Source organism: Pseudacidovorax intermedius (assembly GCF_001476815.1).
In the GTDB taxonomy this organism is placed as follows: Bacteria; Pseudomonadota; Gammaproteobacteria; order Burkholderiales; family Burkholderiaceae_C; genus Xenophilus; species Xenophilus intermedius_A.
Genome location: NZ_LDSL01000051.1, coordinates 69265 through 93338, shown reverse-complemented (window position 1 = coordinate 93338; position 24074 = coordinate 69265). Strand labels below are relative to the sequence as shown.

Genomic DNA, 24074 nt, shown 5'->3' with positions numbered 1-24074 from the left:
CCATGGCACTTCTTCAGATCTCCGAACCCGGCCAGGCGCCGGATCCGCACCAGCGGCGCATTGCCGTCGGCATCGACCTGGGCACCACGCATTCGTTGGTGGCCGCGGTGCGCAACGGCGTGGCCGAATGCCTGCCCGACGAGCAGGGCAGGGTGATCCTGCCCTCGGTGGTGCGCTACCTGGATGCGAAGCGCCGGCAGATCGGTTTCGCGGCGCTGGAAGCGCGCGCCACCGATCCCGCCAACACCATTACCTCGGCCAAGCGGCTGATGGGCCGAGGCCTCGATGACGTGGCCAACCGCGCCGCCATGCCCTACACCCTGGTGGACGAAGGCGGCATGGTCAAGGTGCAGACGGTGGCAGGCGCCAAGTCGCCGGTGGAGGTCAGCGCCGAGGTGCTGGCCACGCTGCGCTACCGCGCCGAGGACACCTTCGACGGCGATCTGTACGGCGCCGTCATCACCGTGCCCGCCTACTTCGACGAAGGCCAGCGGCAGGCTACCAAGGATGCGGCCCAGCTGGCCGGCCTGAACGTGCTGCGCCTCATCAGCGAGCCGACCGCGGCGGCCATCGCCTACGGCCTGGACAACGGCAGCGAGGGCGTCTATGCCGTGTACGACCTGGGTGGCGGCACCTTCGACATCTCCGTGCTGCGGCTGACGCAGGGCGTGTTCGAGGTCATCGCCACCGGCGGCGACTCGGCGCTGGGCGGCGACGACTACGACCATGCACTGGCCGACCTCGCCGCGGCGCGCATCGGCGCCACGCCCGCCAGTGACGAGGAGCGCGCCCGGCTGCTCGTCGCCGCGCGGCGCTGCAAGGAGGCGCTGACCGACGCCGAGGCCGCCGTGCTGGACGTCGAATTCGGCGGCCGCACCCATCGGCTCGACATCGCCCGCGTGGACTTCGACGCGGCCACCCATGCGCTCACCCAGCGCACCCTGGCGGCCGTGCGCAAGGCACTGCGCGACGCGCGGATGGCGCCCGGCGAACTGCAGGGCGTGGTGCTGGTCGGTGGCGCCACGCGCATGCCGCAGATCCGCGAGGCCGTCGCCGGCTTCTTCGGCCAGCCGCCGCTCACCAACCTCAATCCCGACGAAGTCGTGGCGCTGGGCGCCGCCATCCAGGCCAACCAGCTGGCGGGCAACGATGGCGCGGGCAACCTGCTGCTGCTGGACGTGATTCCGCTGTCGCTGGGCCTGGAGACCATGGGCGGCCTGGTGGAACGCATCGTGCCGCGCAACACCACCATCCCGACCGCGATGGCGCAGGACTTCACCACCTACCAGGATGGCCAGACGGCCCTGGCGCTGCATGTGGTGCAGGGCGAGCGCGACCTGGTGGCCGACTGCCGCAGCCTGGCGAGATTCACGCTGCGCGGCATTCCACCCATGGCGGCCGGCGCGGCGCGCATCCGCGTCACCTTCACCGTCGACGCCGATGGGCTGCTGTCCGTCACGGCCAGGGAGCAGAGCAGCGGCGTCGAGGCCAGCGTGACGGTCAAGCCGTCCTATGGCCTGTCGGACGATCAGATCGCGACCATGCTGCAGGAGGGCTTCGCCACCGCGCAGCACGACATGCAGCAGCGCGCGCTGATCGAGGCGCGCGTCGAGGCCGACCGCATGCGCCAGGCCACGCGCAGCGCGTTGGCGGCCGACGGCGCGCTGCTGTCGCCGCCCGAGCGCGCGGCCATCGACGCCTTGCTGGCCGCACTCGACGCGCTGCGCGATGGCAACGACAAGGCCGCCATCACCGAGGCGACCGAGGCGCTGGCGCGCGGCACCGAGGCCTTCGCCGCCCAGCGCATGAACCAGGGCATCGCCCAGGCGCTGGCCGGCCGCAGCATCGAATCCGTCTGACGATCCCCATGCCCACCATCAAGATCCTTCCCCACGCCGAATACTGTCCCCAGGGCACCGAGATCCAGGCGCCGGCCGGTACGTCCATCTGCGAGGCGCTGCTCGAGAACGGCATTCCCATCGAGCATGCCTGCGAAATGAGCTGCGCCTGCACCACCTGCCACGTGATCGTGCGCGAGGGACTCGCATCCCTGAACGAGGCCGAGGAAGAAGAGGAAGACCTGCTCGACCGTGCCTGGGGCCTGACGCCGCAGTCGCGGCTGTCCTGCCAGGCCATCCTGGCGCAGAAGGACCTGACCGTGGAGATTCCCAAGTACACGATCAACCACGCCAAGGAAAACCATTGAACATGGCCCGCGTCCTGTCCACCCTGTCGTCCGCGTTCCGGCTGGAGGAGGCCGCAGCATGTCGCGCCTGATCGTTCTCGACACCGAAACCACGGGCCTGTCCGCCGAGAACGGCGACCGGGTGATCGAACTGGGTTGCGTCGAACTGGTCAACCGCAAGCTGACCGGCAACGACCTGCATCTGTATTTCAACCCAGAGCGCGAGAGCCATGAGGATGCGCTGCGCGTCCACGGCCTGACCACCGAGTTCCTGCGCGACAAGCCGAAGTTCGCCACCATGGCGCGCGACGTGGTGGAGTACCTGCGCGGCGCCGAGCTGATCATCCACAACGCCGCCTTCGACGTCGGCTTCCTGAACAAGGAATTCGAGTTGGCCGGCCTGGCGCCGCTGCGGCAGTATGTGGCCGAGGTGACGGACACCCTGGTCATGGCGAAGCAGCTGTTCCCGGGCAAGCGCAACTCGCTCGACGCGCTGTGCGACCGCTTCGGCGTCGACCGCTCCAACCGCACCTTCCACGGCGCCAAGCTGGACGCGCAGCTGCTGGCCGATGTCTACATCAACCTCACGCGCGGTCAGGACGCCCTGCTGATCGACATCGACACGGGTGAGAACGACGATGCGGGCGTGGTCGTCGATGTGGATCTGCGCCAGTTCACGCTGCCGGTGCTGATGGCGACGGAGGGCGAGCTCGCGGCCCATGCACAGGTTCTGGCCGACCTCGACAAGGCCAGCAACGGAAAAACGATATTTCTGTTGCAAGAGCCAAAAAGCATGGCATAATCTAAGGCTTCGCGCAGCAATGCACGAAAACACGAAGCAAGTCGAAAGACGCGCTTCAAGGGCGGTTAGCTCAGGGGTAGAGCACAGCATTCACACTGCTGGGGTCGGGGGTTCAAAGCCCTCACCGCCCACCACCGATCCAGAAAAAACGCCACCTTCACCAGGTGGCGTTTTTTTTTTCGTCCGCTTGGCGTAGGACGATGCGGGCGCACGTCCCACACGGCGGCACGCAAGGTGCTACAAAATGTCAACTTTGTTAGTGCAGCGACAACGCTGCGCCGACCCCGACATCCACCTTCATGCGCCGGATCGCTTCCGCCAACTTCCTGGACCTGCTGCTGGACGCCGTTTGCGCGGTCTCGGCCGACGGCCAGTTCGTGTTCGCCAACGCGGCCTTCGAACGCATCTTCGGCTACACGGCAGAGGAAGTGCGGGGGCGCTCCATGCTCGACATGGTCCACCCCGAGGACCGCGCACGCACGATCGAGGCGGCGGCGCGGGTGATGGCGGGCCACCTCCAGCTTCATTTCGAGAACCGGTACATCCGCAAGGACGGCGAGGTTGTCCACCTGCGCTGGACCGCCCGCTGGGTGGAAGAGGCAGGGTTGCGCGTCGCCGTCGCGCACGACATCACGGAACTGCATCGCACCCGGAGCCTGCAGGCGGCGCTCTACGCCATTTCAGAGGCCGCCCATGTGGCGCAGGATCTGTACGACCTGTTCGCCCAGGTCCACCGCATCGTCGGCGGCCTGCTGGATGCCCGCCATTTCTCGGTGCTGCTGTTCGACGATGCCCAGCAGGCGCTGTACCCTGCCTTCCATGCCGCGCCGACGCAGGACGCGAAAGGGGCGGAGGCGCCCGCCGACTGGTCATGGCTGGCCGCTGCGCTGGTCGGCGACGCGCAGCGCCCGTCAGCGCAACCGGAGGACGTGCTGGTGCCGGGCGAATGGCTTGCCGCCGCACTCCGGACGCAGGAGGGCGTGATCGGCGCGCTCGCGCTTCGCGCGACGGATGGCCAGGGCCGTTACACAGCCGCCGATGCCGAATTGCTGCATTTCATTGCAGGACAGGTGGCCACCGCCGTCGAGCGCAAGCGGTTGCACGTCAGCCTGCAGACGATGGCAGAGCGGGACCAACTCACCCAGCTGTTCAATCGCCGGCACTTCGAAGTGCGGCTGGCCGCTGCCGTGGTACGCGCCCGTGAGCGGGCAGGGGAGGTGTCGGTGCTGTTTCTGGACCTCGACGACTTCAAGGCTGTGAACGACCGGCTGGGTCATGCCGTGGGCGACCTGCTTCTCCAGTCGGTCGCGGACCGTCTGCAGGCCTGTGTTCGCGGCGTCGATGTGGTCGCGCGACTCGGTGGCGACGAGTTCGTCGTGCTGCTGGACGACGACCCCCAGGGCCGCGGCGCCGACACGACCCATCAGCGCATCGCAGAAGCCTTCGACCGGCCCTTTACGCTGTGCGGCGACAGCCATGCCGTGCGCGTCAGCATCGGCGTGGCGCGCTTTCCGTCACAGGCGGCCGATGCGGAGCAATTGCTGCAGCGCGCCGACACCGCCATGTACGCGGACAAGGGCCGGGCCAAAAGCAGAAAAGGTGGGGACGCGCAGCGTCACCACCTTCAACTCAACACGCTGGGCCTGCAGCCGTCACCTGCGGTCTGAGCGGCCCGACGGCGCCCTTGCCCGCAGTGCGCCGCCCAGGCGCTCAGCGGCGAGCGCAGACCATGCCGAGCAGGAAAGCGGCAGCGGCGACGCCGCCCACCACCCCCAGCGGATGGCGGACCGCCATTTCGCGGATTTCGTCCAGCGCCTGACCGTAGGTCTGCTGGACCGTGCCCTGCGCCTCACGCAGCTTGCCCTCGGCCTGCATGTCCTTGTCGCCCGTCAGGTCGCCGAGGGCGTCCTGGGCCTTGCCGGCGATGCGTTGGAAGGCGCCTTGTGCTTGGTCGTACATCGAAGTGTGTTCCTGGTTGGTTGCAGGTCGCCGAAGGCCTTGGGCCCCGACGGCTCGGGCCATGCTCAGGGGGCCCGCGCGAAAGCCGTGTAGGCGCTGCCTGACCGATGAACGTAGTGGGATGCCGCTGCCGCCTGTCAGCGGGCCAGAGGCCGCGGGCTTCAGCGCGTGGCGGCGAAGGGCGCGCCGGCCAGCACCGCGCCCTTGCGCAGGCCCTTCTTGGCGAACCAGCCCTGATTCATCTCGAGCACATAGCGCACGGGTGCCTCGGAGCAGTGGCTGTCGGTGGTCTGAGGCTGCATGTCGGCCAGGTTGACGATCCGTCCGTCGTCGGCGACGAAGGCGGCCGTGAGCGGGATGAGCGTGTTCTTCATCCAGAAGCACTGCACCGCCGGCTGCTCGAAGACGAAGAGCATGCCTTCCTGCTGCGGCAGGTTCTCGCGGAACATCAGGCCGATCTGCCGCTGCGTCGGGGTGGCGGCGACCTGGGCGTCGATCCTGTACATGCCGGCGGTGATCGGCACGCGCGGCAGGTCGAGCTGGGGCTGGGCGAAGGCGCTGGCGGCGGCCGCGAGCAGTGCCGCGGCGGCGGCCAGGGAGCGAAGAAGGGGGCGGGACATGGCGCTTCGATGCATCAGGAATGGCCCGCGTTCCCGGAATACCCGGCGCGGACAGCGCAGATTGTGAACCAGCGCAGGCCGCTGGACTAACATGCCCGCCCCATCATGCAACTGCAAGAACTGCTTTTCAGCCAGGGCTTCGGCACCCGGCGCGTCTGTGCAGGCCTCATCCAGCAAGGCCATGTGACGGTGGACGGGCGCCCGGTCGACGACGCCGGCTTCGAGGTGGCGGTGGCCGAGGGCTTGCCCTTCACCGTCCAGGGCCGGCCGTGGGCCTACCACGCGAAGGCCTACGTGATGCTGCACAAGCCGGCAGGCACCGAGTGCTCGCAGAAGCCGTCGACCTGGCCCTCGGTCTACACGCTGCTGCCGGACGCGCTGCGGCAGCGGCCGGTCAAGGGCGGCGTGACGGGGGTGCAGGCGGTCGGCCGGCTGGACCAGGACACCACGGGCCTGCTGCTGCTGTCGGACGACGGCAAGTTCCTGCACCGCATGGCCTCGCCCAAGCACCATGTGCCCAAGCTGTACGTGGCCGAGGTCAAGCATGCGCTGGACGAGGCCCAGCTCGCCCGCCTGCGCGCCGGCGTGGTGCTGGACGACGACCCCCGCCCCGTGCGCGCGCTGGCCGCCGAGGCGCTGGCCGAGAACCGGCTCGCGCTCACGCTCGGCGAGGGCAAGTACCACCAGGTCAAGCGCATGGTCGCCGCCGCCGGCAACCGGGTGGAGGCGCTGCACCGTGCCCGCATCGGCACGCTGTCCCTGCCGCCCGACCTGGCGCCGGGCCAGTGGCGCTGGCTGACGGCGGACGAGGTGCAGGCCCTGACCCAGGTCAGCAAGCCGGCGCCGCAGTCATCCGCCGCTGGGATTTGACCGTTAAGATTTTTCGTTCCGTCTCCACAGGTTTCACCTTGAGCTTTTCTTTCCTGCGTGCCGGCCGCTTCGCGGCCGTTTTGCTGTCGGTGGCCGCGGCCTGCGCCCCGGCGCTGGCGGCCGGGCCGACGCCCCCCGTCTTCGTGCTCAATTCGCTGGATGCGACGGTGAGCCTGATCGATGCCGGCACCTGGACCGAGACGCGGCGCGTGCCCGTCGGCAAGGAGCCGCACCACATCTACATGACGCCCGACCACCGCTCGGTGATCGTGGCCAATTCGGCGGGCGACTCGCTGACCTTCTTCGATCCCCGCACGGGCGACGTGCAGCGCACCGTCAACGGCATCATCGACCCCTACCACCTGCGCTTCTCGCCGGACATGAAGTGGTTCGTCACGGCGGCCAACCGGCTGAACCACGTGGACATCTACCGCTGGGACGGCAACAACCTGCAGCTGGCCAAGCGCATCGCCACCGGCAAGACGCCCAGCCACATCTGGATCGATTCCAAGAGCACCACGGCCTATGTGTCCATGCAGGACAGCGACGAGCTGATCGCCGTCGACATTCCCAGTCAGACCGTGCGCTGGCGCGTGCGCACCGGCCCGATGCCGGCCGACATCTTCGGCATCCACGACGACCGCACGCTGCTGGTGGGCCTGACCGGCGGCGAGGGCGTGCAGGTGTTCGACGTGGCGGGCGCCGAGCCCAAGGTGGTGGGCATCATCCCCACCGGCAAGGGCGCCCACGCTTTCCGCTCGGCGGGCGACGGCAAGTCGGTGTTCGTCAGCAACCGCGTGGCCAACACCATCAGCCGCATCGACTTCGGCACGCTCAAGGTGACCAACAACTACGCGGTGCCCGGCGGCCCCGACTGCATGGACGTGTCGGCCGACGGCAAGCGGCTGTACGTGACCTCGCGCTGGGCCAAGAAGCTCAGCGTGGTCGACCTGCTGACCGGCCAGCTGATGAAGCAGGTGCCGGTGGGCCGTTCGCCACACGGCGTGTGGACGCTGGACCATGCGCGCTGAACGACTGCGCCGCGGGGCGCGGCGCCTGGTCGTCGGCCTGCTGGCCGTGGCGACGGCCATGTCGGCCGCCGCCGCCGGCCCTGCCGATTGCAGCAAACCGGTCTACCTGACCTTCGACACCGGGCACATGGGCGTGGCGCCGCTGATCGCCGACGTGCTCAAGCGCCACGGCGTGCACGTCACCTTCTTCGCCGCCGCCGAGCGCACCAAGGACGGCGGCGACAGCCTGGACGACCAGTGGGCGCCGTGGTGGAAGGCGAGGGCGGCCGAGGGCCACGAATTCGGCTCCCACACCTACGACCACGCCTACTGGCGGGGCGACCTGCCGGCCGAGAAGGGCGAGCAGCGCTTCGCCATCCAGCCTTCGGCCGGGCCGCAGTCCGGCAAGCGGCTGACGTGGACGGCGGCGCAGTATTGCGAGGACATCCGCAAGTCCAGCACGCGGCTGGCGCAGATCACCGGCAGGAAGCCGCTGCCGCTGTACCGTGCACCGGGCGGCAAGACCTCGCCTGCCCTGCTGGCGGCGGCCCGCGCCTGTGGCTATGCCCACGTGGGCTGGTCGCCTGCAGGCTTCCTGGGCGACGAGTTGCCCAGCGACAAATACCCGAACCAGAAGCTGCTGGCGCAGGCGCTGGAGCGCATCCGCCCGGGCGACATCCTGCTGGCCCACCTGGGCATCTGGTCGCGCCAGGACCCGTGGGCGCCGGCCGTGCTGGAGCCGCTGATCACCGGCCTGCAGGCGCGCGGCTTCTGCTTCCGCACCCTGCGCGAACATCCCGACTACCGCGCCTGGATCGCGGCACATCCCTGATCCCCTAGCGACCAAGACGGAGGCTTCCCGATGAACTGGCATGCCTGGCTGAGCGACCCTTTCGGCCTGACGCAGCAGTGGCTGTTCGAGACGGTGGTGCAGCCGGTGATGTTCGCCGCCGGCATGGGCAACCTGCTGGAAGACGCCTTCGACGCCACCGGCTGGCTGCTGGTCGGCCTGATCCAGATCGCCGTGATGATCGCAATCCTCGGCCCGCTGCAGCGCTGGCGACCGGTGGAGCCGGTGCGGGACCGGCAGGCGGTGCGGGTGGATGTGCTCTACACGCTCATCCATCGCCTGGGCCTGTTCCGCGTGGTGCTGTTCTTCGCACTCGATCCGCTGTTCGACATGGCGCTGGGCCGGGTGCGCGCGGCCGGCTGGGGCACGCTGCAGCTCGATGGCCTCTGGCCGGGCGTGACCGACCAGCCCATCGTCACTTTCCTGCTCTACCTCGTGGTGCTCGACTTCGTCGAGTACCTGATCCACCGCGGCCAGCACACCATCGACTGGTGGTGGCGCCTGCACTCGCTGCACCATTCGCAGCGGCAGATGACCATGTGGAGCGACGCGCGCAACCACCTGCTGGACGACGTGATCCACAGCACCATCGTCGTGGTGGTGGCCCAGCTCATCGGCGTGCCGCCGGGCCAGTTCATCGTGCTGGTGGCCCTCACGCAGCTGAGCCAGAGCCTGCAGCATGCCAACCTGCGGCTGCACTTCGGCCGCCTGGGCGAGCGGCTGTGGGTCAGCCCGCGCTTCCACCGGCTGCACCATGCCATCGGCGTCGGCCACGAGCAGGTCGGCCGGCCCGACGTGCTGGGCGGCTGCAACTTCGGCGTGCTGCTCCCGTGGTGGGACATGCTGCTGCGCACCGCCGATTTCGACGCCCGCTACCTGCCGACAGGCGTGCGCGACCAGGTCGAGCCGGACCCGGCCGGCCGCGTGCGCGATTACGGCCGCGGCTTCTGGGCGCAGCAGTGGCTGGGCCTGCGGCGGCTGGTGGGGCGCGCCTGAACCAGCGCCTGCACGGGGCTTCGAAGGCTGCGGTTATGCTGCGCGCCGATGCGACTTCTCGCTGATTCCTGCTGGCGCGCCGCCGCCTACTGCCTGCACCCCCGGGTCATCCTGCTGTCGCTGCTGCCGCTGGCGGTCATGGTGGCGCTGTCGGCCGGCCTGGCCTACTTCTACTGGGAGAGCGCGGTCGCCTGGACGCGCGGTGCGCTCGACGCCTGGCCGCTGCTGGCGGGGCTCTGGAACTGGCTGCAGCAGCTCTTCGTCGGCGACGTGCGCAACCTGCTCGCGCCGCTCATCGTGCTGCTGGCCGCCACGCCGGTGCTGGTGATGGTGTCGCTGGTCGTCGTGGCCGCGTTCATGGCGCCGGCGCTCACCCGGCTGGTGGCGCAGCGGCGCTTCGCGGCGCTCGAGAAGAAGCACGGCGCGGGTGCCGCCGCCAGCATCGTGCGCTCGGTGGCGCTGACCTTCGCGGCCGTGCTGGCGCTGCTGGTGTCGGTGCCGCTGTGGCTGGTGCCGCCCCTGGTGCTGGTGCTGCCGCCGCTCATCTGGGGCTGGCTCACCTACCAGGTGATGAGCTTCGACGCCCTGGCCGAGCATGCGAGCGGGGCGGAGCGCCGGCTGCTGATGCGGCGCCACAAGCTGCCGCTGCTGACCATCGGCATCCTCTGCGGCTACCTCGGCGCGGCGCCCAGCCTGGTGTGGGCCTCCGGCCTGGTCTTCGCCGCCGCCTTCTTCGTCCTGATTCCGCTGGCGGTGTGGATCTACACCCTGGTGTTCGCCTTCTCGGCCCTGTGGTTCGCGCATTACGCGCTCGAAGCGCTGGCCCAACTGCGCCGCGAGACGACCGCCGCCGAGCCGCCCCCGCCCCTGCCGCCGACCGATGCCGCCGCGGCGCCGGCCCTCCCACCTTCCACGTCTTCCTTCTCCGCATGAGTTCCACCGACAGCCGCGCCTTCGGCCTGATCGTCATTGGCGACGAGATCCTCTCGGGCAAGCGCGCCGACAAGCACATGGCCCGCGTCATCGAACTGCTGGCCGCCCGTGGCCTGGCGCTGTCCTGGACCGAGTACGTGGGCGACGACCCGGCCCGCATCACCGCCGCCCTGGCGCGCGCCTTCGCCGGGCCGGACATCGTGTTTTCCACCGGCGGCATCGGCGCCACGCCGGACGACCACACGCGCCAGTGCGCCGCGGCCGCGCTGGGCGTGCCGCTGGCCCTGCATCCGCAGGCGGCCGACCTGATCCGCGAGCGCATGCGGGACACGGCCCGCGAGCAGGGCGTTGCCTACGAACCCGACCGTCCCGACAACCAGCACCGCCTCAACATGGGCGTGTTTCCGCAGGGTGCGTCGATCATCCCGAACCCGTACAACAAGATTCCCGGCTTCAGCGTCGGCGACGTGCACTTCGTGCCCGGCTTTCCCGTCATGGCCTGGCCCATGGTCGAGTGGGTGCTGGACCAGCGCTACGCCGCGCTGCACCGCACCCCGTCCACCGCGGAGCGTTCCCTGATCGTTTTCGGTGCAATGGAGGCCAGCCTCACGCCCCTGATGGAGGCGGTGGAAAAGGAATTCACCAATGTGAAGGTCTTCAGCCTGCCCAGCGTGGACCATCCGCAGTACGGCCGGCACATCGAGCTGGGCGTCAAGGGTGACACGCGCCTGCTGGAGGCGGCCTACGCACGCTTGAAGCAGGGTGTTATCGATTTTGGTGCATCCATTGGCCCTGAATTGGTGCGTTGATTGTCAATGGGCCGATTTGGTGCTTCGTCTGCTACCGTGGTGCCTTTGGCACTGCGGTCCACCCCGCGCGCGGACCTGTTCGCAATGGCATAGAACCTGCGTTCGTCCTACACGCTAATTTCGTCAACCTTCCCATCCCCAGGAGAACCTGATGGCAAAGACCGTCGCCGACGTCATGAAACTCGTCAAGGAAAACGAGGTCAAGTTCGTCGACTTCCGATTCACCGACACCCGCGGCAAGGAACAGCACGTCACCGTGCCGGTTTCGGCCTTCGACGAAGACAAGTTCACCTCGGGTCACGCCTTCGACGGTTCCTCGATCGCCGGCTGGAAGGGCATCGAAGCTTCGGACATGCAGCTCATGCCCGACCCCAGCACCGCCAACATCGATCCCTTCTACGAAGAGACCACGCTGTTCCTGCAGTGCGACGTGCTCGAGCCCGCCGACGGCAAGCCCTACGACCGTGACCCGCGCTCGGTCGCCAAGAAGGCCGAGGCCTACCTCAAGTCCACCGGCCTGGGCGACACCGCCTACTTCGGTCCCGAGCCCGAGTTCTTCATCTTCGACAGCGTGCGCTGGAGCAACGAGCCCGGCCGCGTGTTCAGCGAGATCGACGAATACGAAGCGCCCTGGAACAGCGGCGCCAAGATGGAAGGCGGCAACCGCGGCCACCGTCCCACCACCAAGGGCGGCTACTTCCCGGTTCCCCCGGTCGACAGCACGCAGGACATGCGCGCCGAGATGGTCCTGGTGCTGGAAAGCCTGGGCATCCCGGTCGAAGTGTTCCACCACGAAGTGGCCGGCGCCGGCCAGAACGAAATCGGCACCAAGTTCTCGACCCTGGTCGAGCGCGCCGACTGGACCCAGGTCCTGAAGTACGTGGTCTGGAACGTGGCCAACACCTACGGCAAGACCGCCACCTTCATGCCTAAGCCCTACGCCGGCGACAACGGCTCGGGCATGCACGTGCACCAGTCGATCTGGAAGGACGGCAAGAACCTGTTCGCCGGTGACGGCTACGCCGGCCTGTCCGACACCGCCCTTTACTACATCGGTGGCATCATCAAGCACGCCCGCGCGCTGAACGCCATCACCAACCCCGGCACCAACAGCTACAAGCGCCTGGTCCCCGGCTTCGAAGCCCCGGTCAAGCTGGCCTACTCGGCCAAGAACCGCTCGGCCTCGATCCGCATCCCGTTCGTCGCCAACCCGAAGGGCCGCCGCATCGAAGCGCGCTTCCCCGATCCCTCGGCCAACCCCTACCTGTGCTTCTCGGCCTTGCTGATGGCCGGCCTGGACGGCATCGAGAACAAGATCCACCCGGGCGAAGCCGCCACCAAGGACCTGTACCACCTGCCGCCGGAAGAGGACGCACTGGTCCCCACCGTCTGCCACAGCCTTGACCAGGCCCTGGAGTACCTCGACAAGGACCGTGCCTTCCTGACCAAGGGCGGCGTGTTCACCGACTCGATGATCGATGCCTACATCGACCTGAAGATGGGCGAAGTCACGCGCTTCCGCATGGCCCCGCACCCGGTCGAGTTCGACATGTACTACTCGCTGTGATGGCATGGGGCGCCACGCGCGCCCCGACGCATCGCATGCAAAGGACGGCTTCGGCCGTCCTTTTTCGTTGGTGGGGAACCGGCGTCCGGAGCCGTCTTCCAATTGCAAGACAATGTTGCGCGCGTGGCGCCTCCCGCGTGCCTGCGTGACGCCTACTTCTGCACCGTTCCGATGATGAAACCCTACCTGCCTGTTCTCGTGTTGCTCGGCCTGGCCTGTTCCTTCGGCGCGCAGGCGCAGGAGCGCATCTGGCGCTGCGGCAACGAATACACCAACAACGCCGCGGATGCCCAGCGCCGCGGCTGCAAGGTCGTCGAAGGCGGCAACGTGACGGTGGTGCAGGGCACGCGTCCGAATGCGGCGGCGGGTGCCGCGGCCGCGCCCGGCGGCAGCCGTCCGGCAGCCGGCAACACGCCGCGCGTCGATTCCCCCGAGCAGCGCGCCCGCGACAGCGATGCGCGCCGCGTGCTCGAAGGCGAGCTGCGCCGCCTGGAGACGCGCCAGACGGAACTGCTCAAGGACTACAACAACGGCCAGCCCGAGAAGCAGGGCAGCGAGGCGCGCAACTACCAGAAGTACCTGGACCGCGTGGCCGAGATGAAGGCCGAGATCGCGCGCAACGAGGCCGACCTCGCCAGCCTGCGGCGCGAACTCGATCGCCTGCCCGCGGCGACACGCTGATGGCCTTCGGTACCGTGGCCCGGTCGGGCAAGCGTTACCAGGCCTTCGACCTGCTGGCCACGCTGGTGGTCGTGATCCGCAGCGATGGCGCCATCGTCTTCGCCAACTCGGCGCTGGAGGATGCGCTGGGCACCTCGCGCCGCACGCTCGAAGGTGCGGCGCTGGGCAACTTCTTCGTCGACACGGGCACCCTGCGCACCGCCATCGACGGGGCGCGCAGCAACGACTTCGCGACCCTGCGCTACGACGCCCTGTTGCGCCGCGGCACGCAGGAGCCGCTGCCCGTGCTGGTCACGCTGGCGCAGACCGACCGCAAGGGCGAACTGCTGCTGGAGATGTCGCCGCAGGAGCAGCAGGTGCGGCAGGAGCGCGAGGAGCGCCTGCTCGATCAGGCGCAGGCCAACAAGGAACTCATCCGCAACCTGGCCCACGAGATCAAGAACCCGCTGGGCGGCATCCGCGGCGCGGCGCAGCTGCTGCAGATGGAGATCGAGTCGCGCGACCTGATCGAGTACACCCAGGTCATCATCCACGAGGCCGACCGCCTGCAGTCGCTGGTGGACCGCCTGCTCGCGCCGCACCGCCGGCCGCACGTGGTGGGCGACGTGAACATCCACGAGGTGTGCGAGCGCGTGCGATCGGTGCTGCTGGTGGAGTTCCCGCAGGGGCTGGAAGTGGAGCGCGATTTCGACCCGTCCATTCCCGAGTTCCGCGGCGACCGCGAGCAGCTGATCCAGGCCACGCTCAACATCGCGCACAACGCGGCGCAGGCCCTGGCAGAGCGGCGTGCCGCGGGCGATGCGCGCATCACCTTCCGCACGCGCATCGCGCGTCAGGTGATCCTCAACAAACAGTGGTGGCGACTGGCACTGGAATTGCATGTCATCGACAACGGCCCGGGTGTACCGGACTCGATCAAGGACCGCATCTTCTACCCGCTCGTGTCGGGCCGGGAGGGCGGAACCGGGTTGGGCCTGACGCTGGCGCAGACCTTCGTGCAACAGCACCATGGGGTCATCGAATGCGACAGCGCGCCGGGCCGCACCGACTTCACGATATTGATACCGCTGCCGTAGCAGGAAAGGACGACAGGAGCCGCATGAAGCCGATCTGGATAGTGGACGACGACCAATCGATACGCTTCGTGCTTGAAAAGGCGCTGTTGCGAGAGGACCTGCCCACGCGCAGCTTCACCAACACCCGCGAGGTGCTGGCCGCGCTGGAAGCCGCCAACGACGACGAGATGCAGGGCCCGCAGGTGCTGGTGAGCGACATCCGCATGCCGGGTGGTTCCGGCCTGGACCTGCTGGACAAGATCAAGCAGAAGCACCCGGGCCTGCCGGTCATCATCATGACCGCCTTCTCCGACCTGGACAGCGCCGTGTCGGCCTTCCAGGGCGGCGCCTTCGAATACCTGCCCAAGCCCTTCGACCTGCCGCGCGCCGTCGAGCTCATCCGCCGCGCGGTGGACGAGAGCCAGCGCGAGGAAGTGGCCGAGGAGCGCATGCAGGCCACGCCCGAGATGCTGGGCCAGGCACCGGCGATGCAGGACGTGTTCCGTGCCATCGGCCGGCTGTCGCAGAGCAACGTGACGGTGCTGATCACCGGCGAATCCGGCTCGGGCAAGGAGCTGGTGGCCCGCGCGCTGCACAAGCACTCGCCGCGCGCCAACGGCCCCTTCGTCGCCATCAACACGGCGGCCATTCCGAAGGACCTGCTGGAGAGCGAACTCTTCGGCCACGAGCGCGGTGCGTTCACCGGCGCGCAGACCATGCGCCGCGGCCGCTTCGAGCAGGCGGAAGGCGGCACGCTCTTCCTGGACGAAATCGGCGACATGCCCTTCGACCTGCAGACGCGGCTGCTGCGCGTGCTGTCGGACGGGCATTTCTACCGCGTGGGCGGCCACAACGCCGTGAAGGCGAACGTGCGGGTGATCGCCGCCACCCACCAGGACCTGGAGCAGCGCGTCAAGCACGGCGGCTTCCGCGAGGACCTGTTCCACCGCCTCAACGTCATCCGCCTGCGCCTGCCGGCGCTGCGCGAGCGCAAGGAGGACGTGCCCTCGCTCACGCGGCACTTCCTGCAGCAGAGCGCGAAGCAACTGGGCGTGGAGCCCAAGCGCATCTCCGACGCGGCGCTGGCGCAGCTGTCGGCCTTCAACTTCCCGGGCAACGTGCGGCAGCTGGAGAACATCTGCCATTGGCTGACCGTCATGGCACCGGCCCAGCTGGTCGAGCCCAAGGACCTGCCGCCGGAAGTGCTGGCCAATGCGCCGACGGAATCGTCCGGCGGCGCCGCCGCGCCGGCGTTCGCGCCCGCTGTGGCGCTGCAGCCGACCTCGGCCGACGGCCACCTGGCGGAGATGGCGCCCGCGTCGCTGCCTTCAGCGCCGCATCTGCCTTCGACGGCGGCCTATGGCGCGGCTTCGGGCCCCATGCCGGTGGCGCCAGTTGCAGCCGTGCCCGTGGCGCAGAGCTGGGAGCAAGGCCTCGATGCCGAAGCCCAGGCGCTGCTCGCCGCCGGCCAGCCCGACGTGTGGGATGCGCTGACGCGGCGCTTCGAGTCGCACCTGATCCTCACGGCCCTGTCCTTCACCCGAGGCCGGCGCATCGAGGCCGCGCAGAAGCTCGGCATCGGCCGCAACACCATCACGCGCAAGATCGCCGAACTGGGCCTGGACCAGGACGAGGCCTGAGCCGCCGCACCCCTCGACCTCCGGCCCCGCTTCGCCCCGGGCACGCCGGCGCGGGGCGCTGGCAGGGGCCTGCCTTATCAGCGCGGGCTCGGCCGCTTGCGAAACCTCAACGCCTGAGTTCGAGCACCACCGGCGCGTGGTCGCTCGGCTTCTCCCATTTGCGCGGCACGCGGTCGATGGTGCAGGCCTGTACCTCGGCCACCAGCGGCTCGCTGACCAGGATGTGGTCGATGCGCAGGCCGCGGTTCTTCTGGTAGCCGAGCATGCGGTAGTCCCACCAGGAGAAGCTCTTCTCCGGCTGGTCGAAGAGGCGGAAGCTGTCCACCAGGCCCAGGTCGAGCAGGGCCTGGAAGTGCTGCCGCTCCTCGGTCGTGTGGTGGATGGTCTCCTTGAGGCCGACCGGGTCGAAGCTGTCGCGGTCTTCCGGGGTGATGTTGAAGTCCCCTAGCAGCACCAGCCGCGGATGGGCCGCCAGTTCGGCACGCAGCCAGTCGCGCAGGGCGTCGAGCCAGCGCATCTTGTAGGCGAACTTGTCGGAGCCGGGCGCCTGGCCGTTGACGAAGTAGCCGTTGACCACGCGCAGCGGACCGCCGGGCGCGTCCACCGTCGCGGCGATCACCCGCGAATGTTCGTCCGCGAAACCGCCGATGTTGCGGTGCACGTCCTGCATCGGGTGCAGGCTGAGCAGGGCAACACCGTTGTAGGTCTTCTGCCCAAACACGGCGGCCTCGTAGCCGGCGGACTTGAGCACCTCCAGCGGGAACTTGTCGTCGGTCATCTTCAGTTCCTGCAGGCACAGCAGGTCGACCGGGTTGGCGATGAGCCAGTCCAGCACGTGCTGGAGGCGGGCGGTGAGGGAATTGACGTTCCAGGTGGCGATCTTCATGGGGCGGCGTCGGTCCGGGTGGATCGGCGAGATGGAGGACGGGTGAGGGCGGTCACAGGGCTGGCGACCCAGGCGGTGATCCAGCGCGGCGCGGCTCGGACGCCGCGAGCACCGATGCTATCCGCCGCGAACGCCACTGGCTGACGCGCGACCCGTGACCCGAGGCACCTGGCTCCGGGCTCACGACCCCCGGCCCGCGGTTCGACGCCATCCACCGTCGCAAGCCGCTCAGTCCAGCCGCACGCCCGCCCGCTGGATCACCGCGCCCCACTTTTCCCGCTCGGCGGCGGCGAAGCGGGCCATCTGCTCGGGCGTGCCGGGCATGGGCTCCACGCCCAGGGCCTGCAGGCGGGCGCGCACGGGCGTGGCGGCCAGTGCCTGCTGCAGTGCGTCAGCGAAGGCGGCGGTGGCCTCCGGCGGCGTGCCGGTCGGCACCACCAGGCCTTGCCAGGCGTAGCCCTCGAAGTTCTTCAGGCCCTGTTCGGCGAAGGTCGGCACTTCCGGCAGGAGGTCCAGGCGCTTGGCCGAGGCCACACCGATGACCTTCACCTTCTTGCCCGCGAGGAAGGGCAGCAGGGTGGCGCTGTCGATCCACATGGCCGGGATCTGGCCGGCTAGCACGTCCTGCATGGCTGGCGCGGCGCCGCGGTAGGGCACGTGCTGCAGGGCCAGGCCGGTCTGCTCGCGGAACAGCTCGCCGACCAGGTGGTGCGGGCTGCCGGGGCCGGCCGAGCCCCAGCTGACCGGGTCCTTCTGCGCACGCGCCCAGGCGGCGAAGCCCTTGAAGTCGTCCGCCGGCACCTGGGCGCCCACGACCAGGAAGAGCGGAAAGCGCACCAGCAGCCCCACCGGCTGGAAAGCCTTCTGCGCGTCGTAGCTCAGCTTGCTGAAGAGGAAGGGGTTGGCTGCCAGCGTGGCGAAGTCGGCGGTGAAGACCAGGTTGCCGTAGTCCTTGGACCGCGCCACGTAATCGGCCGCGATGTTGGTGCCGGCGCCGGGCTTGTTGTTGATGACGATGGGCCGGTTGAGGCTGCGGCCCATGGCTTCGGCAACGGTGCGGGCCACCACGTCCGAGCCGCCGCCGGCGGCATAGCCCACGACCCATTCGAGCGGCCGGCCCTGGGCATGGGCGGGGTTCAGTGCCGGCAGGGCCAGCGAAGCGGCGGCGAGGCCGAGGAACTGCTTGCGGTTGATCATGGTGGTTTGTCTCCGGGTCGTTGTGGTGAAGAGGGAAGGCGGCGCGGGCGGCGTGTCCGCGCAGGCGGGCCGGTGGGCCGCCTGCGTCACGCCGGTGAAACCCGGCCCGTGGGCACCTCATCGCGCCGCGCGGCATCGAGCGCCTCGCGCAGCACGCCGAGGTCGCCGATGTGGTTGGCCAGCAGCAGCACCAGGCGGGCGTTGAGCGCATGGCTCTCGGCCGTGTCCAGCGCCTGGTGCGCGCCGAGCAACGCTTCGTAGAAGTCGTCGAAGCGGTCGATGTTGGGTTGTGTGTTGAGCATGGAAGGGGTACCTCGGCGTCAGGCGTTCACGCGGCCAGGCCGCCGGCGCGGGCCAGCGCGCCGCGCACGTCGGCGTGGGTAGGCCTGCGCCAGCGGGCGCAGACATGCTGGTCTGGCCGCAGCAGATACGCCGTGCCAGGCCGGCCATCCAGGCGGTGCGCGACCAGGCCCTGCGTGTCGTGGAGGTCGATGCCGATGCGGCGCACGGCCACGCCCGGCAACGCCGATGTCCAGGGCGGCGCCTCGCCGAAGACCAGCAGCGTGAAGTCGTCCCCCAGGCTGCGCAGCAGCCAGCCGGCATCGCCGCCAGCCGCTTCCGCGCCGCGGACGGGCGCATCGCACAGCGGGGCGCCGGGCACGGCCGCGCCGGCGAAGGCGTCGTCGCCCGTGTCGGTGTCCGGGGTGTTCAGCGGCGAGTCGTGCAGCGTGGCCGGCACGGACAGCCGGCCGCTGTTGACCAGGCGGCGCGCGAAGGCGTGGTGGCGCGCCAGGGCCAGCACCTGGTCGCGGAAGAGCCGGCTGATCTCGCTCTTGGGCGTGATGAAGTCGGTAGCCCGGCTGGAGTTCAGGATGTTCTCGTCCGCGGCGGCCTCGCGCTCGCTGCCGTAGCTGTCGACGAGCCGGGCGTCGGCGCGGCCCTGCAGCACGCGGTGCAGCTTCCAGCCCAGGTTGTCGGCATCCTGCACGCCGCTGTTGGCGCCGCGCGCGCCGAAGGGCGACACACCGTGCGCGCTGTCGCCGGCGAACACCACGCGGCCGTGAACGAAACGCGCCATGCGCTGGCAGGCGAAGGTGTAGACGCTGGCCCACTCCAGCGTGAAGTCGACGTCCGGGCCGAGCAGGGCGCGCACGCGCGGGATGATCCGCTCCGGCTGGCGCTCGGCCTGCGGGTCGGCGTCCCAGCCGAGCTGGAAGTCGATGCGCCAGACGTTGTCCGGCTCGCGGTGCAGCAGCACGCTCTGGCCAGGATGGAAGGGCGGGTCGAACCAGAACCAGCGCTCGGTCGGAAAGTCCGCCGTCATGCGCACGTCGGCGATGAGGAAACGGTCGCGGAACACGCGGCCCTGGCTCTCCAGGCCGAGCAGCTGGCGGGTGGGGGAGCGTGAGCCGTCGCAGGCCACCAGCCAGTCGGCCTCGATGCGGTAGGCGCCGTCGGGCGTGTCGAGCGTGAGCACGGCGCCGTCGGAGCGGCTGTCGATGGCCGTGAGCCCGTGCTTCCAGCGGATGTCGAGCAGCGGCAGTTGCAGTGCGCGCTCCACCAGGAAGGCCTCGCAGTAGTACTGCTGCAGGTTGATGAAGGCGGGGCGGGCATGGCCGTCCTCGGGCAGCAGGTCGAACTGGTAGAGCTGCGCGTCCTTCAGGAAGACCTTGCCGACCTTCCACGACACGCCCTTGTCGACCATGGCGTCGCCCACGCCCAGGCGGTCCCAGATCTCCAGCGTGCGCTTGGCGAAGCACAGCGCGCGCGAGCCGGTGGACAGGCGATCGTCGTTGTCCACCAGCACCACGGGCTGCCCACGCTGGGCGAGGTCGATGGCCAGCGTCAGGCCGACAGGGCCGGCGCCCACCACGACCACGGGATGGCGCACCGGCGCGGGCGCGTCCTGGTCCGGCGAGCGGCGGTAGGGGAACTGGATGGCCTGCACCTGTTCGCCGGTGCCGCGAAAGGCGTGCGGCGGCGGCGCGGGGTCGGATGCCGTCATGGGCGTGTCTCCTGCGATCGTTCTTCTGGGCGCGGGGCGCCTGTTCTTCGGGCTGGTGCCGTGCGCCTCGCGCTGCGGCCCTGTCGGGTGCTGCGACGCTCGGGCGATCAGCCTTCGAGCGCTTCCCACATCTGGCGGTCGCGCTCGGCGGTCCACACGCGCGGGTGCGCGTGCTGCGTGGCCTCGTCATAGGCGCGGGTCACGTCGAAGGGCATGCAGTGGTTGAAGATGACCCAGTGGCCGTACTTGGGCTGCAGGGTGGCGAAGCTGTGTTCGTAGGTGGCACGCAGGTCCTTGCCGGCGGCCACGCCTTCCTGCACGCAGGCCCACAGGTCGCGGATGAAGTCGCGCGTGGCGGCCAGGCCGGCCTGCACGCGGGCCTCCCCCAGCAGCGCCGGGCCGCGACCGGGCACCAGCGCGCGCGGGCCGAGGGCGGCGATGTTGTCCAGCGTGGCGGGCCAGTCGCGGAAGTAGGCATCGCCGGCATAAGGGGTGGCGTCGAACTCGACCAGGTCGCCCGACAGCAGTGTCTTCTCGCCCGGCAGCCAGACGACGGTGTCGCCCTTGGTGTGGCCGCGGCCCAGTTGCAGCAGCTGCACTTCCAGTTTGCCGAGCCACAGGCTCATGCGGCCGGTGAAGGTGATCGTCGGCCAGGTCAGGCCGGCGGGCACGGATTCGACGTCGCGGAACAGGCGCGGAAAGCGGCCGATCTCGCTGGCCTTGTCGGCCTCGCCACGCTCCACGATCAGGTCGTGCGTGTCCTGGCTGGCGATGACCTGCTGGGCGCCGTAGGCCGAGGCGCCCAGCACCCGCACGGCGTGGTAGTGGGTCAGCACCACGTGTCGGATCGGCTTGTCGGTCACCTCGCGGATGCGGCGGATGACGTCCTGCGCCATGGCGGGTGTGGCCTGGGTGTCGGCCACCAGCACGGCGTCGTCGCCAATGATCACGCCGGTGTTGGGGTCGCCCTCGGCGGTGTAGGCCCAGGCGTGCTCGGACAACTGGGTGAAGCTGACCTTCTTGTCTTCCAGGTCGGCGGCGGATGCGAAGGTCTTGCTCATGGATACGTGTCTCCGTGGGATATCGTGGTTCGCAAAAGGCGAACGGATTTGCTGGGTGCGAATATAGGCAGGCGGTTTTCCTGTGTCAAACTCGTTTGCTCCATGAGAGCGACATCGAAACCGCCGACCGTGCCGGCCGAAGAGAACGGAGAGAAGCTGCAGCGCGCGGTGCAGTCAGTGGAGGTGGGCGGCCGCCTGCTGCTCGCGCTGGCCGACGGCGCAGGTGCCATGAGCCTCAAGGACCTGGCCGCCGCGGCCGGACTCACGCCGTCACGGGCGCATCCGTACCTGGTGAGCTATGGCCGCCTGGGCCTGGTGGAGCAGGACGCGGGCGGCCGCTACGACCTGGGGCCGGCGGCGCTCAAGATGGGCCTGGCCTGCCTGCAGCGGCTGGATCCGCTCAAGGCGGCCGAGCCCGTGCTGCAGGCTCTGTCGACGCAGACCGGCCACGCCGTCGCGCTGTCGGTGTGGGGCAATTTCGGGCCGACGGTGGTGCGGCTGGCGGAGGCGCGGCAACCGCTGCATGTGGCACTGCGGGTGGGCAGCGTGCTGTCGCTCTTCGACACCGCCACCGGCCGCGCCTTTGCCGCCTCCATGCCGCTCGAGGCCTTGCGCCTGGCCATTGCTGGACCACTCGGGCAGGCGACCGGGGCCAGCGCGCTGGCGTCGCGCTCGGAAGAACTGGCGGTGCTGCGCGACGAGCTTCGCCGCCGGGGCGTGGCCCGGGCGGTGGGCCGGCCCATTCCCGGCGTCAATGCCTTCGCCGCGCCGGTGCTGGACCTGCACGGCCATCCGGCGCTCGTCATCACCGTGACCGACCACCAGGACCGGCTCGCCAGCGCCTGGGACGGCGAGACGCCGCGCGCGGTGGCGCGGGCCGCGCGCCGCATCACGCACCGGCTCACGGGCGAAGCGGGCGGGGAAGAGGCTTGAAATCGGCGCTGGAGCCGCCGGCCGGGCGGCTGACCCCGATGCTTTGAGCCTGCTGTTGCGCTTGTGCCGGCGATCCGGTGAGCGCGTTCAGCGGCTGAACTGGATCTCGCCGAACCGGCTGTCCCTGGCCGCCGCCGGCTCCTCCGACGGGCCATAGTAGTACTTGCCCCGCCAGACGTAGAAGGCGTAACAGCCGGCCTCGTGGGCCGTCAGGCCGGACTCGCGATGGATCCAGTCGATCTCCACGCACAAGGTCTCGCCCTTGAGCTGCCATCGGCCGCGGCCCCAGGTCATGCTGTCGTTGCTGTTGGCGATCAGTTGTCCATGCGGCAGGTTGGTCCAGCTCTGGAAGCAACCGTCCGGATGCCAGCGCACGACGCGGGCGCCCGTGCGCACCAGCGCCTGGATTTCATCGGCGTCCAGCCGGCGGCCCTTGCGCGCGAGCGTGGAAAGCGTGGCCGTGCGGCCATTGAGGCCCGCCCCGGCCGCGCTGCCCACCACGACCGCGCCGATGAAGGCGGAAAGCAATCCCCACATCAACCACCCGTCGACCATCACCCGCCGGACTCCTGTTCAATAAACCTTGCTCACACGTGAACGAATGTTTACATAAACACGGGAAGTTGACATACCTCAGATGAGTTATGGCGATGCGGCCTGCGGAACGTTGGGGCAATGGCGTGGGCGATCGGACTTGCTCGGCGCGGCAATGCAGGCGGATAGCCGACAACTTCGGTGCATGGCCATGACTTGCACGTGGGACGCAGGCCACGCGCTCGCGTCATCCCGGTGCAGTTGCCTGCGCGATGCTGGACGCGATCATCGCGTTGCCCGCCGCGCGATGTCGTCGGCCAGCCGGCCCGCATGCGTCACCATGACGCCATGCGCCGCACCCTCGTAAACGACGAGTTCTGCGCCTGGGATCATGTCCGAGTAGACGCGTCCGCTGAGGTCCAGCGGGGCGGAAACGTCGCGATCGCCGTGGATGACGGTGACCGGCACGTCGAGCCCCGCCGCATCCGACGAGAGGTCGCTGTGGGCGATGGTCCGCTGGAACTCGACCACCGCACGCCGCGAGCAGTCCAGCACCATGGCGGCCATCCAGTCGTTGGTGCGCCTGGAGGCGCCGGGTGCGAAGGGGTCGATGTTGGCGTCGATCCAGCCCGACAGGTCGCTGCCGAGCTGCCTGCACAGCAACGCCACCATCTCGGCCGTAATCCCTCCCTGGCCGATCACGCGAGGACCGGTCGCGCCGACGAGGATCAGCCGCGCCACTCGCGCACGACCATGGCGCGCCAGGTAGCGCATGGCCTCGCCGCCCGCGCCCGAATGGGCCACCAGCGTGACGCCGCGCAGATCCAGGCCTTCCAGCACGGCGGCCAGGTCATCGGCGAGCGCGTCGTAGCCGTAGCCGGGACGGTCGGTGGACCGGCCGTGGCCATTTCGGTCGTAGGCGATGGTGCGCAGCCCGGCGGCATTGAGGCCAAGCATGGTCTCGCCCCAGATGCGGCCGTCCATGGCCCACCCGGCCAGCAGCACCACTGGGGGCCCGTCGCCCCAGTCGCGGACATGCAGGGCGTGGCCGTCGCCGCGCGGTATGAAGGCGCCGCTCATGCCGCGGCGCCATCGAGGAAGCCGATCACCTCGGCGATGCGGCCGTCGGCATCCAGGCGCACGACATCGGTCCCCGCCGCCACGGCGGCACCGCCGTCAGGCGCCAGCGACCAGGAGAAGCGCACGAAGCGTCCGTGCGTGTCCGGCGTGCCGCGGCGGGTGAACGCATGCCCGGGGAACTGCGCGCGGGCGGCCGAAATCATCGAGGCGATGCCGTCGAGGCCTTCGCCCTGCATCATCGGGTCGGCATAGCGGGCATCGGTGCGCCAGCGCGCGGCGAGACGACGGCCGCGCGAGGCATCGTCGGCGTCGTTCCACAAGGCCAGATAGTCATCGGCAAGGGTGTGTGCATCGGTCATGTTCAGCTCCTGGTTGAGGGACATCCAGTGTGGTGAACCGGC

At 69.4% G+C, this 24074-nt stretch carries 25 protein-coding genes and 1 tRNA gene; 16 read left to right on the top strand and 10 right to left on the bottom strand.

What is annotated here, in order from left to right; all coding sequences use genetic code 11:
• Positions 1–2: 2 nt before the first annotated feature.
• From hscA to NS331_RS07995, 5 genes are all read left to right on the top strand, one after another.
• Positions 3–1859 (top strand): Fe-S protein assembly chaperone HscA, encoded by a 1857-nt coding sequence (gene hscA / locus NS331_RS08015; protein ID WP_058641471.1) that lies wholly within the window; start codon positions 3–5, stop codon positions 1857–1859.
• An 8-nt stretch (positions 1860–1867) separates the two neighbouring features.
• Positions 1868–2206 carry an ISC system 2Fe-2S type ferredoxin gene (fdx, locus tag NS331_RS08010; RefSeq protein WP_058641470.1) on the top strand — a complete coding sequence of 113 codons (339 nt, stop codon included), beginning with the start codon at positions 1868–1870 and terminating at the stop codon, positions 2204–2206.
• Positions 2207–2264: 58 nt separating this feature from the next.
• On the top strand, positions 2265–2987 hold the full coding sequence (dnaQ, locus tag NS331_RS08005) for a DNA polymerase III subunit epsilon (protein WP_058641469.1): 723 nt from the start codon (positions 2265–2267) through the stop codon (positions 2985–2987).
• A gap of 59 nt (positions 2988–3046) precedes the next feature.
• A tRNA-Val gene (locus NS331_RS08000) sits at positions 3047–3121 on the top strand.
• A gap of 165 nt (positions 3122–3286) precedes the next feature.
• On the top strand, positions 3287–4654 hold the full coding sequence (locus tag NS331_RS07995) for a GGDEF domain-containing protein (protein ID WP_082702335.1): 1368 nt from the start codon (positions 3287–3289) through the stop codon (positions 4652–4654).
• 43 nt (positions 4655–4697) lie between these two features.
• Here the strand turns inward: NS331_RS07995 and NS331_RS07990 are convergent, their stop codons facing one another.
• Together NS331_RS07990 and NS331_RS07985 are read right to left on the bottom strand one after the other, a co-directional pair.
• Positions 4698–4946 carry a CsbD family protein gene (locus tag NS331_RS07990; protein WP_058641468.1) on the bottom strand — a complete coding sequence of 83 codons (249 nt, stop codon included), beginning with the start codon at positions 4944–4946 and terminating at the stop codon, positions 4698–4700.
• 161 nt (positions 4947–5107) lie between these two features.
• The gene (locus tag NS331_RS07985) at positions 5108–5566 is read right to left on the bottom strand and encodes a DUF192 domain-containing protein (RefSeq protein ID WP_242873689.1); all 459 of its coding nucleotides are present in this window, start codon (positions 5564–5566) and stop codon (positions 5108–5110) included.
• A 105-nt stretch (positions 5567–5671) separates the two neighbouring features.
• Between NS331_RS07985 and NS331_RS07980 the strand changes: the two genes are divergently transcribed.
• The 10 genes from NS331_RS07980 (at position 5672) to ntrC (ending at position 15977) form a co-directional block, all read left to right on the top strand.
• On the top strand, positions 5672–6436 hold the full coding sequence (locus NS331_RS07980) for a pseudouridine synthase (RefSeq protein ID WP_058641466.1): 765 nt from the start codon (positions 5672–5674) through the stop codon (positions 6434–6436).
• Between the two features lie 38 nt (positions 6437–6474).
• Positions 6475–7467, top strand: a complete 993-nt coding sequence (locus NS331_RS07975; RefSeq protein WP_082702334.1) for a YncE family protein — start codon at positions 6475–6477, stop codon at positions 7465–7467.
• Positions 7457–8278: a polysaccharide deacetylase family protein gene (locus NS331_RS07970; protein ID WP_153012780.1), complete on the top strand. Its 822-nt coding sequence runs from the start codon at positions 7457–7459 to the stop codon at positions 8276–8278. The genes NS331_RS07975 and NS331_RS07970 overlap by 11 nt, the downstream gene beginning before the upstream one ends.
• A gap of 30 nt (positions 8279–8308) precedes the next feature.
• A complete protein-coding gene (locus tag NS331_RS07965) occupies positions 8309–9292 on the top strand; it encodes a sterol desaturase family protein (protein WP_058641465.1) in 984 nt (327 codons plus the stop codon).
• A 48-nt stretch (positions 9293–9340) separates the two neighbouring features.
• Positions 9341–10225 carry an EI24 domain-containing protein gene (locus NS331_RS07960; RefSeq protein WP_058641464.1) on the top strand — a complete coding sequence of 295 codons (885 nt, stop codon included), beginning with the start codon at positions 9341–9343 and terminating at the stop codon, positions 10223–10225.
• A complete protein-coding gene (locus tag NS331_RS07955) occupies positions 10222–11034 on the top strand; it encodes a competence/damage-inducible protein A (protein WP_058641463.1) in 813 nt (270 codons plus the stop codon). The genes NS331_RS07960 and NS331_RS07955 overlap by 4 nt, the downstream gene beginning before the upstream one ends.
• A 151-nt stretch (positions 11035–11185) precedes the next feature.
• Positions 11186–12601, top strand: coding sequence for a type I glutamate--ammonia ligase (gene glnA, locus NS331_RS07950; RefSeq protein ID WP_058641462.1), 1416 nt, complete (start codon positions 11186–11188; stop codon positions 12599–12601).
• Positions 12602–12775: 174 nt separating this feature from the next.
• Positions 12776–13282 (top strand): hypothetical protein, encoded by a 507-nt coding sequence (locus NS331_RS07945; RefSeq protein ID WP_058641572.1) that lies wholly within the window; start codon positions 12776–12778, stop codon positions 13280–13282.
• A complete protein-coding gene (glnL, locus tag NS331_RS07940) occupies positions 13282–14358 on the top strand; it encodes a nitrogen regulation protein NR(II) (RefSeq protein ID WP_058641461.1) in 1077 nt (358 codons plus the stop codon). The genes NS331_RS07945 and glnL overlap by 1 nt, the downstream gene beginning before the upstream one ends.
• 23 nt (positions 14359–14381) lie before the next feature.
• Positions 14382–15977, top strand: coding sequence for a nitrogen regulation protein NR(I) (gene ntrC, locus NS331_RS07935; protein ID WP_058641460.1), 1596 nt, complete (start codon positions 14382–14384; stop codon positions 15975–15977).
• Between the two features lie 106 nt (positions 15978–16083).
• Here the strand turns inward: ntrC and xth are convergent, their stop codons facing one another.
• From xth to NS331_RS07910, 5 genes are all read right to left on the bottom strand, one after another.
• On the bottom strand, positions 16084–16863 hold the full coding sequence (gene xth / locus NS331_RS07930; protein ID WP_058641459.1) for an exodeoxyribonuclease III: 780 nt from the start codon (positions 16861–16863) through the stop codon (positions 16084–16086).
• A 228-nt stretch (positions 16864–17091) separates the two neighbouring features.
• Positions 17092–18060, bottom strand: a complete 969-nt coding sequence (locus NS331_RS07925; protein WP_193758062.1) for a Bug family tripartite tricarboxylate transporter substrate binding protein — start codon at positions 18058–18060, stop codon at positions 17092–17094.
• Positions 18061–18146: 86 nt separating this feature from the next.
• A complete protein-coding gene (locus tag NS331_RS07920) occupies positions 18147–18362 on the bottom strand; it encodes a DUF2783 domain-containing protein (protein ID WP_058641458.1) in 216 nt (71 codons plus the stop codon).
• A gap of 26 nt (positions 18363–18388) precedes the next feature.
• Entirely contained in the window at positions 18389–20065 is a 1677-nt protein-coding gene (locus tag NS331_RS07915; protein ID WP_058641457.1) for an FAD-dependent oxidoreductase, read from the bottom strand.
• Between the two features lie 107 nt (positions 20066–20172).
• A complete protein-coding gene (locus NS331_RS07910; protein ID WP_058641456.1) occupies positions 20173–21126 on the bottom strand; it encodes an MBL fold metallo-hydrolase in 954 nt (317 codons plus the stop codon).
• A gap of 129 nt (positions 21127–21255) precedes the next feature.
• On the opposite strand from NS331_RS07910, the gene NS331_RS07905 reads away from it, so the two are divergent.
• Positions 21256–22059, top strand: coding sequence for an IclR family transcriptional regulator (locus NS331_RS07905; RefSeq protein WP_242873688.1), 804 nt, complete (start codon positions 21256–21258; stop codon positions 22057–22059).
• Between the two features lie 87 nt (positions 22060–22146).
• Here the strand turns inward: NS331_RS07905 and NS331_RS07900 are convergent, their stop codons facing one another.
• The 3 genes from NS331_RS07900 to NS331_RS07890 all read right to left on the bottom strand — a co-directional run bounded on the left by NS331_RS07900 (position 22147) and on the right by NS331_RS07890 (position 24032).
• Entirely contained in the window at positions 22147–22587 is a 441-nt protein-coding gene (locus NS331_RS07900) for a DUF995 domain-containing protein (protein WP_058641454.1), read from the bottom strand.
• Between the two features lie 291 nt (positions 22588–22878).
• Entirely contained in the window at positions 22879–23673 is a 795-nt protein-coding gene (locus NS331_RS07895) for an alpha/beta fold hydrolase (RefSeq protein ID WP_058641453.1), read from the bottom strand.
• Complete coding sequence (locus NS331_RS07890) at positions 23670–24032, bottom strand: nuclear transport factor 2 family protein (protein WP_058641570.1); 363 nt, start codon at positions 24030–24032, stop codon at positions 23670–23672. The genes NS331_RS07895 and NS331_RS07890 overlap by 4 nt, the downstream gene beginning before the upstream one ends.
• Positions 24033–24074: the final 42 nt, after the last annotated feature.